16 protein-coding genes are annotated in these 15,792 nt (G+C 49.5%); 2 read left to right on the forward strand and 14 right to left on the reverse strand.

Translation table 11 applies throughout. The features are described from left to right. Positions 1 to 102 precede the first annotated feature (102 nt). The gene (locus ACFOUO_RS07455) at positions 103 to 1,059 is read right to left on the reverse strand and encodes a helix-turn-helix transcriptional regulator (protein ID WP_380703780.1); all 957 of its coding nucleotides are present in this window, start codon (positions 1,057 to 1,059) and stop codon (positions 103 to 105) included. Positions 1,060 to 1,145: 86 nt separating this feature from the next. On the opposite strand from ACFOUO_RS07455, the gene ACFOUO_RS07460 reads away from it, so the two are divergent. Both ACFOUO_RS07460 and ACFOUO_RS07465 read left to right on the forward strand, forming a co-directional pair. After that, entirely contained in the window at positions 1,146 to 2,093 is a 948-nt protein-coding gene (locus tag ACFOUO_RS07460) for a DMT family transporter (protein ID WP_380703782.1), read from the forward strand. 97 nt (positions 2,094 to 2,190) lie between these two features. Continuing rightward, positions 2,191 to 2,538: a general stress protein gene (locus ACFOUO_RS07465; RefSeq protein WP_380703784.1), complete on the forward strand. Its 348-nt coding sequence runs from the start codon at positions 2,191 to 2,193 to the stop codon at positions 2,536 to 2,538. Between the two features lie 90 nt (positions 2,539 to 2,628). On the opposite strand, the gene ACFOUO_RS07470 is transcribed toward ACFOUO_RS07465, so the two are convergent. The 13 genes from ACFOUO_RS07470 to ACFOUO_RS07530 all read right to left on the reverse strand — a co-directional run bounded on the left by ACFOUO_RS07470 (position 2,629) and on the right by ACFOUO_RS07530 (position 15,777). Continuing rightward, a complete protein-coding gene (locus ACFOUO_RS07470) occupies positions 2,629 to 3,858 on the reverse strand; it encodes an FAD-dependent monooxygenase (protein WP_380703787.1) in 1,230 nt (409 codons plus the stop codon). A 28-nt stretch (positions 3,859 to 3,886) separates the two neighbouring features. Next, positions 3,887 to 4,573, reverse strand: a complete 687-nt coding sequence (locus ACFOUO_RS07475) for a TetR/AcrR family transcriptional regulator (protein ID WP_380703789.1) — start codon at positions 4,571 to 4,573, stop codon at positions 3,887 to 3,889. 164 nt (positions 4,574 to 4,737) lie between these two features. Further along, complete coding sequence (locus ACFOUO_RS07480; protein ID WP_380703791.1) at positions 4,738 to 5,100, reverse strand: DUF3888 domain-containing protein; 363 nt, start codon at positions 5,098 to 5,100, stop codon at positions 4,738 to 4,740. Positions 5,101 to 5,207: 107 nt separating this feature from the next. Next, the gene (locus tag ACFOUO_RS07485; RefSeq protein WP_380703793.1) at positions 5,208 to 6,074 is read right to left on the reverse strand and encodes a VOC family protein; all 867 of its coding nucleotides are present in this window, start codon (positions 6,072 to 6,074) and stop codon (positions 5,208 to 5,210) included. Positions 6,075 to 6,263: 189 nt separating this feature from the next. Further along, positions 6,264 to 7,442, reverse strand: a complete 1,179-nt coding sequence (locus tag ACFOUO_RS07490; protein WP_380703795.1) for an MFS transporter — start codon at positions 7,440 to 7,442, stop codon at positions 6,264 to 6,266. Positions 7,443 to 7,555: 113 nt separating this feature from the next. Further along, complete coding sequence (queF, locus tag ACFOUO_RS07495; protein ID WP_380703797.1) at positions 7,556 to 7,975, reverse strand: preQ(1) synthase; 420 nt, start codon at positions 7,973 to 7,975, stop codon at positions 7,556 to 7,558. Between the two features lie 143 nt (positions 7,976 to 8,118). Continuing rightward, positions 8,119 to 9,633 carry an AbgT family transporter gene (locus ACFOUO_RS07500; RefSeq protein ID WP_380703799.1) on the reverse strand — a complete coding sequence of 505 codons (1,515 nt, stop codon included), beginning with the start codon at positions 9,631 to 9,633 and terminating at the stop codon, positions 8,119 to 8,121. After that, positions 9,626 to 11,008, reverse strand: a complete 1,383-nt coding sequence (locus ACFOUO_RS07505) for a M20/M25/M40 family metallo-hydrolase (RefSeq protein ID WP_380703801.1) — start codon at positions 11,006 to 11,008, stop codon at positions 9,626 to 9,628. Before ACFOUO_RS07505 ends, ACFOUO_RS07500 begins: the two co-directional genes overlap by 8 nt. Before the next feature lie 102 nt (positions 11,009 to 11,110). After that, positions 11,111 to 12,295 carry a CaiB/BaiF CoA transferase family protein gene (locus ACFOUO_RS07510; RefSeq protein ID WP_380703803.1) on the reverse strand — a complete coding sequence of 395 codons (1,185 nt, stop codon included), beginning with the start codon at positions 12,293 to 12,295 and terminating at the stop codon, positions 11,111 to 11,113. Between the two features lie 19 nt (positions 12,296 to 12,314). Next, positions 12,315 to 13,247 carry a hypothetical protein gene (locus tag ACFOUO_RS07515; RefSeq protein ID WP_380703805.1) on the reverse strand — a complete coding sequence of 311 codons (933 nt, stop codon included), beginning with the start codon at positions 13,245 to 13,247 and terminating at the stop codon, positions 12,315 to 12,317. Beyond that, complete coding sequence (locus tag ACFOUO_RS07520; RefSeq protein ID WP_380703806.1) at positions 13,198 to 14,004, reverse strand: enoyl-CoA hydratase/isomerase family protein; 807 nt, start codon at positions 14,002 to 14,004, stop codon at positions 13,198 to 13,200. The genes ACFOUO_RS07515 and ACFOUO_RS07520 overlap by 50 nt, the downstream gene beginning before the upstream one ends. 144 nt (positions 14,005 to 14,148) lie before the next feature. After that, positions 14,149 to 14,808 carry a GntR family transcriptional regulator gene (locus ACFOUO_RS07525; RefSeq protein WP_380703808.1) on the reverse strand — a complete coding sequence of 220 codons (660 nt, stop codon included), beginning with the start codon at positions 14,806 to 14,808 and terminating at the stop codon, positions 14,149 to 14,151. 348 nt (positions 14,809 to 15,156) lie between these two features. Then, positions 15,157 to 15,777 carry an N-acetylmuramoyl-L-alanine amidase family protein gene (locus tag ACFOUO_RS07530; RefSeq protein ID WP_380703810.1) on the reverse strand — a complete coding sequence of 207 codons (621 nt, stop codon included), beginning with the start codon at positions 15,775 to 15,777 and terminating at the stop codon, positions 15,157 to 15,159. Positions 15,778 to 15,792 lie beyond the last annotated feature (15 nt).

Genomic DNA, 15,792 nt, shown 5'->3' on the forward strand with positions numbered 1-15,792 from the left:
TATTTGTATTTTCTTCATTTACAGAATACCAAGGCCATCTACGGGGCGTCAAGGTAACCTTGGTGAACTCCCATCCTGTCAACGTTCTTTTGTAAGGGTTTCTCAATACAATGACAATATTTGCTTCGCCCGATTCACCATCTTTTCACCCAGTTCATCCGGTTCGATAACCTTCACCCTCTCTCCCAATTGCAGAAGATGTCCCAGGGCGTCTTCTTCGGAAAGAAAATGGACGTTGAAAACCATCTTTCCGTTTCGAGTGAACGGGGAATCAATATGTTGGATGCGATTCCCCAATTTCTCTTGGACTCGTGCTACATGGCGTTTAGGTACCTTTACGATCACAGAATAGGCCTGAGAATGTTCATGTTCTAAACACCATTTTATCCAGTATTGCGCCAAATCGAACGCCTTGGGACAAACAAACCGTTCACTCGTAACCTTTACGTATTGCACTTGAGAGACCCGATAGACATGGATATCCATCTCCGACGCAGTAGCTCCTACCATGTACCAAATGTTCGATTTTGCAACCAGACCATAAGGTCTTACAATCTGGGGCTGAAGGACCCTTCGGTTAAATGAATAAGTCAGTTGAATACACCGGTTTTCCCACATCGCGCTTTCAATGGCAGGAAGCCAGGGAACCGATTCTTTCTCTTGAAACCAGTGGACGGGGTCCAAATGAACCCGTTTATATAGTTGATCCGCTTCATGACGGTGCTTGACAGGAAGACCCTCTAGAATCTTTCGCAAAGCGGTCTCGAAATTTTTCCCCGCCCCCAAATCGATAAGGGGACCAGGCAAACGATTGATGAACAGATCACGAATTTCGGCATGGTTTAAAAAGGACAACCGTTCCCTCAATTCCCTATTTAACAGAAATCCCCCCTGTTGGCCCCTAACCGCATAAATCGGAATCCCGGCCCCGTTAAGGTCATCGATGTCACGATAGATCGTTCTTTTCGACACTTCCATCCTTTCCGCCAACTGGTTAGCCGTCACCGGTTGATGACTATTGAGCATTAAGAGAATCCTTAAAAGCCGATCTGCCCTCAAAAAGAACCCTCCTTTTTTTCAATGTTGACAGGAGGTGTCAACATTGAAGCGTAAAATGAACCTAACTTATCCGAGGAGGCTTTTTTATGTCCAACTTGCTGAAAATGGTTTTGGTAGCCATGTTTTGGGCTGGTTTGTATCCGATTGGTCATCATGCTACGGAAACGATGCACCCCATAGCCGTTGCCTTTTATCGCTTTTTGTTCACAACACTTTGCCTAATGCCCATTCTTTTTTGGAAAGAGAGGCACACATGGAAGATTCAAAAGAATGAGTGGGTCCCTCTTCTCCTCTTGGGCATGACCGGGATCTTCTCCTATAACAGCTTTTTTTTCATGGGACTTCAGTCGGCCGGCGCAGTGAAATCGGCTGTCATCATTGCAGCAATCCCGATGGTTACCACGGTTTTTACTCGTCTCCTTTATAAAGATCGATTAACCGTTCGCCAAATTATCGGGGTTATCCTGTCATTTTCCGGAGTGATTTGCGTTGTTACCGAGGGAAACCTTCAAGGAATCACGCAAGTGAATACCGGTGATATATGGTTACTCGGTGCGGTACTCACTTTTTCGATTTACACGCTTTTGGGCAAACGATTCATGGCAAGCATGTCTCCTCTAAAAACCACGACTTATGCCACCTTTTTCGGCACGATCTATTTCGCTTTTACGGTCATTTGGGTACGTCCACCTTCCATACAGACGTTTACACTTGGTCAATGGTCCGCTCTTTTGTACATGGCCATTTTCGCCACAGTTATCGCTTTTGTTTGGTGGAATGACGGTGTTTCAACATTGGGACCCGGGGTCACCGCTATTTTTCTCAATTTGGTTCCTGTTTTCACCTTCATCTTTTCCACGATCACAGGAGAGCCCTTTCGCTTTATGCACCTTCTCGGAGCAGTGTGTGTGGTATGCGGCGTCAGTTTGACCTTATGGTTTGGGAGTAAAGAAGCGAAGCCTGATTCCCTTAAACCTAAACCCTCCGAGAAAAACCAGCAACCATCCTTCACCCATGGATCTTCATCGATTTGAGATGAACGACCCTTAACAAACAAAAAAATTCCCCGTTTTACTCTCCCTCCATGCGTGGTAGAGAACAAGTAACCACATAGAAAGAGGGTGAATGATCATGAAACCAATCGTGAAGGAGTTTCGAAACGACGAAAAGTTGGTAGCAACGGTCAAGGATTTAGAAGCTCATGGCATCAACTACAAAGACATTTATATCCTCTCTCACGATGAGGAACGGACCAAACGGGTCGCTGATAAAGCGGATGCCAATACCGTCGGGATCCAGGAAATGGGCCTTGGGACCTCCGTCGGAAACCTCTTCAACAAAAAAGGAGCTGAGCTCCGTAACAAATTAGAAGAGCTCGGCTTCTCCGAACTGGAAGCGGATCACTACGAGGAACGCCTCGACCAGGGTGTCATCCTGCTGATGGTGACCGACCATGAACAGGTGAAGGAGATCTTCTGAATTGGACAGAAAATGAAGATACGCCATAAATGAATGATCGATAAAAAATGCGGCCTCTTCCCGAATTCCCTGGGAAAAGGCCGCGTTTTTTTATTGAATCGCCCTGAACCGGTCTGCCGCTACTTTCAGGGGTTGATCCCCCCAGGCGATCAGGTGCTGCATCCGATGGAAGAGCGGGGTACGGGCCAACCTGGGTAACAGCTGGCGTCGCAGCCATGCCTCTAGTGGGTGGCGTGTCCCCAACAGCCTAGCCTGCATCCGTTGCATCTGCTGAATTCGCCGGATGGACGGACGGCGTTGGGCTTCAAAGGGGGTCAGCTTTTTCTGAGGAAGAATTCCCCTTCCTCCTGCCAATGCCTCAAGGATGATCGGATGGGCGACGACAGCATCTTGGATCGCCAGACTATTCCCCTGGCCTGAAAAGGGGGAAGACGTATGAGCTGCATCGCCGATAATCATCAGCCCAGCCTCCGTCCAACGCTTTGCCCTGCCGCTGATAATTTGGAGGAGCGAACATTGGCTAAAGTCAGTTAATTCTCTTTCCAGGTGTTCTTTCAATCCGGGATCGACCGAGGAAAGCTTCTCCCTGAAAGCTTCAATCCCTTCTTTCTTTAGAACGGGGTAGCTTCCTTTGGGTATAAACCACCCCAGTTGAACCTGGTCAGGGTACATCGGGACATAGATAAGCATTCCTTCCTCTTCCACTCGGAATTGCATGGGGATCTCTTTTTTCCGAGGAAGGGGGACAGAAAGCCATACGAGATCGAGCCGGTGCGGCTCCGTCCTTTGCGGAATTTCCGCTAACCTCCGGACGGTTGAATACCGCCCGTCAGCCCCAACGGTCAGCCGAGCACGCAGTTTCTCCTCTCCGGCCGCTGTCCGCAACCGAACCCCTGCCGTCTTTCCCTCTTCCCGCAACAGGCCAATCACCTGGGTTCCTCCCCGGTAAGAAAAAGTGGGATAACGAGACGCCTCCTTGATCAACAATTCAAGGAGGGGCGGCTGAGGCATGTTGATCCCATAGGGATAGTCGTCGGATAAACGATCCAGCCGGATTTCAAACAACCGCTGTCCCCTGTCGTAAAAACAAGGCCCTTTTTCTTTTCGATGACCAAGGGAAAGAATCGTTTCCAGGAGACCCATTTGGTGAAACAACTTTAACACGAGAGGTTGGAAAAAGTAGCCCCGGAATTCCCGAGACAGGTCTCTGTGCCGCTCCACGAGTACCGTCTTCACTCCACTTCGGGCCAATAGGTAAGCGAGAACCGTTCCACCGGGCCCCGCACCAGTTACAACCACATCCGCATCCCACGATTTCATCGGGTTCCCTCCCCAGAGAATTTGCTCCTCATCCCTTCTCCCTTTGCCCGGCAATCCCGTGCAACAGGGCTTCAGCGGTCCAGGCGATTTCCTTGTCCTCGTCCTCCTGAACCGCTAGCCCCGGAAGCATGTTCTTGGTTAGGATCAATCCAAAGCCCATGGAGAAAATGCTGCGGGCGACAACATGGGTGGGCAGATCCTCCCGGATTCGCCCTTTCTCTTTCCACTCCTCGACCCGTTCCTCCATCACCCGGTAAAAGGCTTTAGCCACATGTTTCTGTATCGCCTCCCGCAGTTCGGGCTGGAACAGGCTCTCTACCAGGATGATCTTGATTTTTTTCCAGTTCTGTTCCACCAGATGAACGCGATCAGCGTACAGATCCTGAAAGATCTCCGCCAAGGGCCGATCCTCGCCTAGGATTTTCAACACGGGCCGCAAAAGATACGGGGCTGCCACCTTGGAGATGGCCGGAATCACCAGGTGCATCAGAAGGCCTTTTTTCGTTCGGTAATGCTTGAAAATCGTTGCTTCCGCTACCCTGGCCCGTCGGGCGATGGCATTGGTGGAAGCCCCCTCGAACCCTTTCTCCGAGAAAACGTGAATGGCCGCTTCAAGGATCCGTTTCTGTTTTTCCGTCTCTTTGTCTTTTTCCAAATCGAGACCGTACTCTTCCGAAACCAATCGAACCCACTCATCCCAACCGTTCTCTTTCATCGCTTTCCCCTTTCTATTAGTGAGTGCTCACTCTCCAACATTGTATAACGGCCCCCTTCCAACTGTCAACAAAAAGTAAGCAGTCACTCTCCTTCTATCGGTTCCTAGTTGATCTGCCCAAATTACCTGGCCACTGACTCCTCTGAAGGCTGAGTCTCAACACTCTACTTCCCCAACCAGCTAGGTACGTTTCGATGCTGGTACTTAAGGACATCAACTCGATCCGACCCCACCCGCATCGTCACCGTCTCCCAACCCCTAGTCAGGCGTGGAGTCCCTTTATGCGTCTCCACTCGCACCTTGACGAGGAAATTCTTCCCCTCCGATTGAAGCTGGTTCATATGCAGGATCTTCATGCCTCGGATCTCCCTCGGCTCTCCGTAATGACCGACGATGGCATTTTGCAGGGCCGGACGCAGCACTTCTTTTAGTTTCTCCCCCGAAGGAAGGGGATCTTTTGCCGGTCCCGCCCCTCCCAACAACAACGCTAGGCACATCAGCAGGACCGTCGGAAATTTTGCTTTCATACCGTCCACTCCTTTTCCTTTTATCCCCAGTCTCTCCCCTTCTTCTACGACTCATCCCCACAAAAAAAGCCGCAACTCATAAGAGGCGGCCAGTCTGTTTGTGGAGTTCAATTTGCGGCGGAAAGCTGAATACGGATTCCAAAGGGATCTGTCACCCACAAGGTTTCCTCCTGTACCTCGATAGGAATACCGAGACCCTTTAGTTGTTGAGCTACCCGTTTGATCTCTTCCCAGTTCGGGGCAATCAGTGAAAAATGTTGCAGACCCACCGATTTTGGAGGCGGCGGAGGTGCCCCTTCCCCAGCCCAGGTGTTGAGCCCGATATGGTGATGATACCCCCCCGCCGCCACAAACAGAGCTCCATTCCAGCGGATGGTAGGCTCAAAGCCTAATCCTTCGCAATAAAATTGCTCAGCTTTTTTTAGATCCCCCACATGGAGGTGAATATGGCCGATACGGGTCTTTTCTGGGAATTCATTCCAAGTTCGATTTCCCGCTAAGGAAAGCAGCCCTGCCATATCAAGCGGATCGCTGACCGCTGGCAACTTATCCTTTTCATTCTGCCGCCACTGGTTTCGAGGACGATCGGTGTAGATTTCGATCCCGTTTCCATCGGGGTCCTTTAGATAGAGGGCCTCGCTGAATTGGTGGTCGGAAGCCCCCAAAGGCAGTTCTATTTCCAGTAGGTGCTGAAGACACCGAGCTAAGTCCGTCCTTTCCGGCAACAGGATGGCAAAATGATACAACCCCATCGTTCCCGGCGGTTTGGGCTGAGCATCGGTTTCTTCCTCCAAGGTGATCAAAGGAATGACCCCGTCAGCCGTAAGCCTAACGATGCGCAGGTTTTTCTCCAGTATTTGTAAACCAAGCGTATCCCGGTAAAACCTGAGTGAACGTTCCAAATCACCAACAGTCAGATGAACGTGACTGATCGTTGTCGAGGGATGGATCGTCTTCTTCACCGGCGTACCCATATCAACCTCTCCTATCCAGAAGGAATGTTGTAACACTATCCATTACAACAACTCCAGAAAATTGGACGAATGCTTCGTACCTCCAAAGCTTCCTCCATTTGTAACTATTATAGTTACAACAGAAGGAAAATGCAATCTCCCTTGCAAGGGAACAGCCAGGCGATCCTGCCTGGCTACCCGTTTTCTGTTTTAAGCCGACCCTTCCACACGGCGGCCTTGGCTGGTATCCAGCCTTTTCACCCACAATAGGATACCCGCTCCGCACAGCGTGAACGCCCCGTATAAGAGATAGGTTGTAAAAATATCAAACCCGTCCAGGATCATTCCTCCGATCAAAGTGAAAAACCAGTTGCCCAGCCCGGTTCCGACTGCGGAATAGAGGGAGATCGCCGTGGTTTTGACTTCCTTGGGCGCTAAATCACGGATGTACTGAAGAGCCGCTGGGATAAACAGTCCCACGGACAGACCCTGACTTACCGTCGTCAGATAGACCCAGAAAACGGAAGGCTCCAGGGAATAGAACATCCACCGGGCAGCAGAAACCAACGCGGCAAACAAAGCTACTGTCAACAATCCCTGCCGACGAATCCAGGCCCCAGCGAACCGCATCACAGGTGCTTCACTTCCGGCAGCGAGGAGGAAACCAAGGCCGACCCCGGCTAACGTCCCGCCTAAGTCCTGAAACAGAAGGCCAAAATAAACATTGTTCGCCTGAACCGGTCCGAAGATAAGGAAGGTCGCCAGTAAAAAAAGAGGAAACTGGCGGACTTTCATCAACCGGGTGAGGCCCGTGCGGAGGTCGAGATCAAAAGAAACTTTCTCCTTCGGAAGCCTAAGCCCCGTCAGGGCACACAACCCCATCGCCGCTGCGAATCCGATGAAAATCATGGGAAGGCCCGCCGTTTCCGTCCACTTCCCCATGACGAAAGCAGCACTGGCAAAACCGATCGCGCCCCAAAGGCGAAGACTGCCATAGTCACCCCCTACCCGATAGACATAGTTCATAGTGATACTATCGGCAATGGGAACGATCGCCGCCTGAAATACCGCCAGAAGGGCTGCGACAACCAACATCCATCCATAGTCATCCATCACCAGGTAACCGAGCCCCGTCATCCCGGTCATGGTTACCGTTAGAATCAACACCTGATTAGAACGCTGGGTATAGTCACAGATCACACCCCAGACTGGCTGAGCCAATACCATCACGACAGGCCCAAGGGACAAGATCATTCCAGTCTGTGTCCCAGTAAGTCCCACATCCCGAAAATAGAGACCAAGCAGGGGGAAAAACCCGCCGAACCCGAAAAAGTTAAGAAAGTAAAAAGCGCTGAAAGTGATTCGTGTCCTATTGCTGCTTGGTTGCATCCTGTTTCTCCCTCTCTATCTATTCCTTCGGCTTCCGTGGGCACCGCATGGTTGTCAGGTGCTCTCCATCCCATTTTACGCAAAAACAACCCGGGCGCAGCCCGGGCTTTTCTTTAATCTTGATCGTTATACTCCGCCGTCACGCGGGTGCCTAGGCCGCCACGAGGATTCCAGAGGGCTTCCACCTTCATCCATTTCGGCTGGATAACTGCCACTACTTCCTCCAGGATGCGACGGGTGGCGTGTTCCTGATAGATACCGACATTTCGATAGGACGTCAGATAATATTTCAAGGACTTCATCTCGATGAGATACCGGTCGGGAACAAACGTGATCGTAATTTCGGCGAAATCGGGCAACCCCGACCAGGGACAAACCGAAGTAAATTCACTGGTTGGGATTTCTACCTCTACATCTTTCCCCGGATATTCGTAGGGGATCGTCTCCAAGATATCCGTCATGATCGCCGATTCATCCTGGATATCGAATCGGATGTCACGGTATTTGCTGTGGTCCACATTCACTTTTCCCATGGCCATTCTCCTCCTTCACGCAAGTCCGGGCCAAATCCCCATTCCCTGCGTCCCTAGTTTTATTTTAGGAGAGGGGGGAATTGCGAACTCTCCATAACTTTTTTATTGTACCAGAATCCATTGCTGATGTGGAGAATAGCTTGTTAAAGATACATCTGAACCCCTGGCCCTACTGGTATTTCAAAGAGGGCAAAGATGCCCAACATGAGACACCATACCACGATAAAAGCCACTGTGTAAGGAAGAAGCAACGACACATGCGTGCCTAGACCTGCTTTTTTATCATATTTTGCTAAGAAGCCTAGCATCACCGCCACAAATGGGTTAAGCGGTGTGATCATATTGGTTGCTGAATCCGCAATTCGATACGCCACCTGTATAAAGGCAGGGTGATAACCCAGCAACATAAACATGGGAATAAAGATCGGCGCCAACACCGACCAAAGGGCCGAGCCGCTAGTGATCAGTAAGCTCAAAATTAATGTGATCAAAGTAAACAGGATTACCGACGGAAAGCCGTCCATTTGAATGGATTTAAGCAAATCAGCACCGCCGACCGCGATCCAGACGGTCAAATTACTCCAATTGATATAAGCGATAAATTGGGCAATGACGAAAACCAATACAATAAATCCGGCCATATCCTTTATCGATTCCGTCATGTATTGGACCACATCGGATACACCCGAAATTTTCTTTAAGGTGACACCGTATGTGACGCCAGTCAGGACGAAGAACCCCAACAGGAAGGGAATGATACCATCCCTAAAGGGAGAATCGACAAGGATGCCGCCGTCCTCTCCTCGGAGAGGGGAATGGGGGAGGAATAGGACGAGAGCAATCATGCCGATATAGAGCAATGCGACCATAGCCGTATTTCGAAGAGCTCTCTTCACAGAGGGATTCAGGTCAACCAATTTTTCCTCGAAATCTTCTTCCTCTTTATAGGTCCCTAACCGTGGTTCGACAACTCGCTCTGTAATGAAACCCCCGACAAAAGTGAGTACAATGACCGAAAGGGACATGAAATACCAGTTGTCCGTTATAGTGACGATTTTATCCGGGTCCATCACTTTCGCCACTTCTGTGGTGATTCCTGATAGAATGGCATCCGTTCCCCCGATAAAAATATTTGCGGTAAAACCACAGCCTACACCTGCAATCCCTGCAGCCAGACCCGCTATCGGATGGCGTCCGAAGGATCGAAAGATCATCGCGGCTAAAGGGGGAATAACGATATAGGCCGCATCGGAAGCCAAGTTGCCTAAAATGCCGATGAACAATACCGCATAAGTAATGACCGATTTTGGTGTATGGGTCAGGGTTCTCTTGATAGCTGCTTCTAACAAACCTACCTTATTTGCCAGCCCGATGCCGAGCATCATTACCAAAACTAAGCCTAATGGCTTAAATTCAGTAAAGTTGGTCACCATCGACTCTAGGATATAATGCAAACCATCGCTGGAGATTAAGCTCTTAATGGCAATCTCCTTTTCCGTACCTGGATGGACCACAGCCAAGCCCAACAGACTTCCCACCCAGGAGACGACAAAGACAAAACCGATGAGATACAGGAATAAGGTAAAGGGGTGAGGGATACGATTGCCTGTACGTTCAACCCAACCTAAAAACGACATCAGACTCTTCGAATTATTCATGCCCTACACTTCCTTTCCTGCTTTTTGCATGCTCTCCAAGTTCATGGATGACATGACATGTACACGCGATACCGTTGAAGAAATTCTCCATTTTGATATTTTCGTTGGGAGAGTGGTTTGCTTCGTCATAATTAGCGTAGGGAACAACAATAGAAGGTGACCCCATTATTTTCGTCCATACATAGTCTGGAAGGGTCCCGCCTAAACTGGGCTGAAGGATTGGCTCTTGCTGATAGGCCTTGTAAACAGCTTTTCGTATAATGGGAACCATTTCGTGGTCAGCGGGAGTCCTGGAAGGCGGTGTTTTCCCCCACAGCTTCACTTCAATCTCGGGAGAATGCTTCCGGACATGGTCGACAAGCTTTTGATAAATATCCTCCGGATCTTGATCCCCTACCAGTCGAATATCCATTTTCGCCGCTGCTTGGGACGGAATGATTGTCTTCATGCCTTCTCCGCTATAACCTCCATGGAACCCAGCAATATTGAAAGTCGGTTCCATCATCAATCGTTGATGATAGGTCTCCCCATCCAGATCGAAATCACGAAATCCAATTTGTTCTGCAATCGACTCCCGTTCAAAAGGAAGGGTGCGCAACAATTGAACCTCCAGATCAGACGGTTGGCGGACATGGTCATAAAAGCCGTCGATCAATACCCGTCCACTGGGGTCGCGCATGGATTGAAATAAGCCGATTAGTTTCCATATCGGATTGGGAACGATATTGCCTTTATTACCGGAGTGATTATCCCAATCAGCCCCTTTGGCGGTTAACTCCACTTTGAGATTCCCTCTAACTCCTAACAAAATAAGGGGTTGTCCACTTTCATGGGAGGGCCCGTCAGCGGTATAAACCAAATCCGCCTTTAGAAGATCTCGATGTTCTTGGACAAAGGACGCTAGGTTCACACTCCCCTTTTCCTCTTCGCCTTCAAATACACATTTGATATTGATCGGAAGCGCCCCATATTCGTCTAAATACGTTTGAATGGCAAGGACTTGTGCCATAAGCTGGCCCTTGTTGTCCCCAGCTCCCCGGCAATAAATCTTTCCATCTCGAATCGTCGGTTCAAAGGGTGGGGACAGCCATTCTTCGATGGGATCAGGAGGTTGAACATCATAATGTCCATAGATAAGAAGAGTGAAATCGCTATCATTTCTGTTGACTTCACCATATACGACAGGATGCCCCTTCGTTTCAATCAGACCGGATCGAATGCCAGCTTCCTCCATCATCCTTTTCAGTAGGTTGGCACAATCCGCCATGCCCACATTTTGTGAACTGATACTCTCTTGGCGTAATAGGGTAAATAGCTTTTTCAGATATAGATCGCTTCGGCTCCTGATCCGTTCATGAACGCGATGCAAGCCCATTTTCCCCCCTCCCATTTCAAATGAATTCTGAACACTTATAATTATACAGGTATTAAAAGTCGATTGTCGACTAGTATTTGTTGGCATCCTCCGGGCTCCTCCCTATAAGATCCCCTTTTGTTTCAGGACTTGAATATCCGATCTGGAATAACCCAAGCGTTCTAAAATCACCTCATTATGCTCGCCCAACTTCGGAGCTGGATGGTCGATGGAACCGGGGTTCTGTGACAATTTGATGGGAATCCCAGGCATCATGATCCGACCGGCTACGGGGTGTTCCTGATGGACGATCATTTCCCGCGCTAGTACCTGAGGGTGTTGAACCACTTTCTCCACATCATTAATGGGGCTGGAGGGAATGCCTTCTTTCTCAAAAAGTTGCAACCATTCTTCTGCCGTTTTTTCCACCAAGATTTCCCCCATGAGATTCTTAAGTTCATCCCAGTGACTCGTTCGATCCGCATTGGTTTTGAACCGGGGGTCCTCCATCCACTCCTCCCTGTCCAAGATACAGCACAGTTTCCTCCACAAATGGTCGTTCCCAGCCGCCACAACGATATATTCGTCAGAGGATTTAAAAACCGCAAAGGGCGTGATGGAAGGGTGTCGATTCCCCGTCGGCTTTGGTGACTCTCCGGATACGGCGTAGCGAGCGATGGCATTTTCCAGTATAGCCACTTGACAGTCCAGCATCGCAACGTCCACTTTCTGCCCTTTCCCACTCCCATTTCGTCTATGGACAGCGGCTAAAATTCCGATAACCGTAAATAAACCAGAGGTGATATCGCCGATGGAAGCACCCACCCTTGTCGGAGAGCCGTTTGGGAAACCGGTGAGACTCATAATCCCTCCTAACCCCTGTACAATGAGATCATAGGCCGCTTTGTTGCTAAAAGGTCCTGTATGGCCGAATCCAGAACTGGCAGCATAGATTACGGAGGGATTGATCTCTTTTAATGTTTCATAGCCCAAACCCAATTTTTCCATCGTTCCCGGGCGATAGTTTTCCAATACAACATCAGTGTCTTTCACTAGTTCCAGGAAAATCTCTTTTCCTTCGTCCGTTTTCAAATTGAGTGTCAAACTTTTTTTATTACGGTTCAGGTTGATAAAATAAACGCTTTCCCCATTGACGAAAGGCCCGTACCCCCGGGCATCATCGCCACCGAAAGGAGTCTCCACCTTAACGATCTCGGCGCCTAGATCCCCGAGAATCATCGAGGCGTAGGGACCGGCCAGCACCCGGGTTAAATCTAACACCTTCATTCCCTGCAATGCTTTTTCCATCCGTTTTCTCTCCTTTTTTTCATGGCGTATCTTCGTGTTCAATCAAACGTTCCGGCACCCTCAGATCATCCATGACAATCTGAGGAGGGTAGAGAGAATACAGTTGCATCCTTTCAAAAGCCGCACAAATGTGATACTGGATTTTGCGGCACACGGCCATTAAATGCTTCCCATACGCCAATCTGACGTGAACAGTGACATGTCCATCCCTTGGGTTCACCACCACTTTGCGGATCGAGGACAGGCCCTCCACTTGACAACAACTTCGATAAACAATATCCCGAATACAACTTTCTCGAATCGTTACCCGTCCCAGCTGAAAAGGGGGGAAAACGACCGTCGTTTCTCCAATGGCCGATTTTCCGCCAGCGAAAACGGACTGAGCTTTACCAACCCATTTGCTTAATAAATTTCGTTCGACTTCAATCTTGGGCACAGGAATGACATGTTGACCTTCCGTATGACGGATATAGCGGGCATATTGGATCTCCTTGGCGGTGGCGACTTCATCAATCGCAATCCATCGGATCGGTCGAGGCAACTCCAATACGTCAACGATCCGATCAATCATGTTAAGGGAAGTACCCAAAACCAATAGTTTATCGATGGCATTCGCCGTAATGGCTGCCCGAACCCTTTGAGCGTGTTCTGAATCGAAGAAAATGGCTCGTTTGATAGCGGCGATCCGATTCAACTCATATTTGGCAGATACCCCTGCGATTTTCTGGCCGTGAAGGATGAGTAGCCCGTCGTCAATGATCGCCGGGATGCCCATCCGGTGTGCAAGCAGCAAAGCTTTGCTGCTCTTTCCCGAGCCGCTGACGCCGTAAAATCCGTAAACCTCCATTGTTGATGCAGAAGCCTTCCATAAAGGATCCTGCCTCTCTCCCTTCTGTATATGCTCAGGCTTTTTTCTTTTTATCGGTAAACCGAGGAGGTCTTTTTTCGACAAAAGCCGCGACACCTTCAGGAAAATCCTGTGGATCCACAAACTCCGGATACGGCCTCGTTCCCGGGGCGGGTTGGATGATCGGTGTACAGAGGGAGACCGCCTCTTTCACACCTTTGAGGGAAGCTGTGGACTGTGAAATGATTCGGTGGGCTAGTCGCAAAGTTGCTTGTTCTAGCTTTTCCTCATCGTTGACATAATTGATAAGCCCCCAGCGAAGCGCTTCGTCTGCATAGAGCATCCGCCCAGTATAGACCAAATCCTTCGTCAGACTGGGGCCGATCAATCGGACCAGGCGATGGACGAAGTTTTGATTCAAGGTGATACCCAATCGCCCAATCGGAATTCCCAAACGCGCACGGGGTGAGCCAATGCGGATATCACAAGCAGCAGCCAGTACCATCCCCGCTCCGATAGCAGGTCCGTCGATCGAAGCAATCGTTGGGATCGAAAGCCGTTCCACAGCGGAAATCGCCTCTTCCATCAGCATAAAGGCACGCTCCGCTTCTTCCACCCCCAAACAGTGAAATTCTTTGATATCGGAGCCAGCAGTGAATTGCGGACCGGCACCACGAAAAATCACACACTGGTTTCGACTGTTTTTTTGAATGCTTTGTGTGATCGCTTTCAATTCCTGCCACATGTTCATCGTCATCGCGTTTTTGTGCGTAGGTCGGTTTAAGGTGACAATGGCCAAACCTGCCCCTTCTAGGAGCACGATCTTTCCATTATCTTCGACCCGGTGTATGGCAACACGCATGGGTCCCCCTCCTTTTCTCCTATACAGAATTGTCAAAAATCAGGGATTAAAACACTAAACGACGGTACAGACGGGCTATTTTTAGTCGATTGTCGACAATTTTTATAAAAAATTTTTCCACCCCCCTTATTAGCCCCCTTCCTATCAGGATGTTTTGAAATATTTTTCTAAACGGCGGATGGTTGCAAGGTTGTGCTTTTCCAAAATCGTTTTGGCTCCTCCGATATCCTCCCGCAATAGAGCCTCCACAATCTGTTCATGTTCTTTTAGGGATCGCTCCATGCTTTTGTTCTCCCAAAAAGAGATATTCACCAGCACGCGAAGGGGTGTACTTATGCGAAAATAAGTGGTTTCAATCAATTTGCTGTCTCGAAACCGGATAATCGATTCATGGAAAATCTGATTCAGGCGAGAGTATTCGTCTTGGTTATTTTGAGCCACCCGTTCCCGCATCGATGAAACAACCTCCTGCATCTTTTGCAGGTGATCTGCTGAGCGTTGCGGGTCAAAGCGTTCCAAGGCCATTCCTTCCATAAGAGAGCGCAGTTCAAACAGATCCGATAACTCTCGATAGGAATATTCCTTAACAAAACACCCTCGGCGGGGAAGCCGTTCCACCAAACCAATCACTTCCAAAATATAGAACGCTTCCCGCACAGGAGCTCTGCTAGTGCCGAACTGTTCCGCCAATTCGCCTTCCCGTAGCTGTTCGCCTGGTTTGAACTTCTGGCTGACCACTTGTTCTGTGATAAAATTAGCAATTTGGTTGGGAAGGGATCCATCGAGCATCATTTTCGCTGTCATCGTCTATCCCCACTTTTTAATTGTCGACAATATACCTTCTATATCAGCGTAGCATACTTTGACTCCCATGGAAAGCAAAAATGAAAGCGCCTCCACGACTTCTCTCATGAATGGCTGAAGCCGTGACCTTCTCAGATCATCGGGTGGAGCAATCCGCTACCCTCTCCCGTAGGCTCCGCCCGAGCCTAAAGCAAAATTGGCTAACTTCGGGGACGAAGCCCTTGTTCCGATAAAGAACGTTTCGCATTGCATTGATATCCCATCCGCTCTATAGCCACAGCTCCAAGTATGAATCCATTTCAAAAAAGGAAGCCCCGTCTGAGGCGGGGCTTCGCTCGGGTTGAATTTTCACCGTACAGGGAGGCGATTCTCCCGTTGAAGAAGAAGGGCAGCGCCTTCAGCGATGGTAAAAGCCAGGGCATCGCGGAATCGGCTGTGTCGATACCAGCTCTTCTCTCCCGCATGGGTAAGATAAAACAGTTCCAGTTGAATCGCTGGGCAGGGAGCCTCCTCCAGGAGGGGTATCCACCCTCTATAGGACTCGGAATCATATTTTTTCCCCCGGTCCCAGATGCCAAAAGGACGGAGGAAAGCCGCCACGTGATTATGAAGGCGCGCCTGAAGGGATCGCAAGTCGAGGCCTGCACAGCCGCTGATATAGGTCTCAAAACCTGCTTCCATGGGGTTCTCGGAACCGTTTGTATGAATGCTTAACAATAAGTCCGCTTCTATGTCTTCAGCCTGCCGGATTCGCTCTCTCCAATCAAGAGCCGTATCCCCTGCCCGTGTCAAAAGGCCTCTCACCTTTCCATGCCGGTTTAGATAGGCCGCGATGCGACGGGTCATATCCAGACAGACATCTTTTTCCGAGAGGCCATAGGCTTTCACCCCATACTCCACGCCCCCGTGACCCGGATCAAGACAAATTATGCTTTCCTTCACATGGTCTGTTTTCCATCTATCACTCATGGGACGTGTACCGCC

The organism is Salinithrix halophila, assembly GCF_042650125.1.
Taxonomy (GTDB): Bacteria; Bacillota; Bacilli; order Thermoactinomycetales; family DSM-45169; genus Salinithrix; species Salinithrix halophila.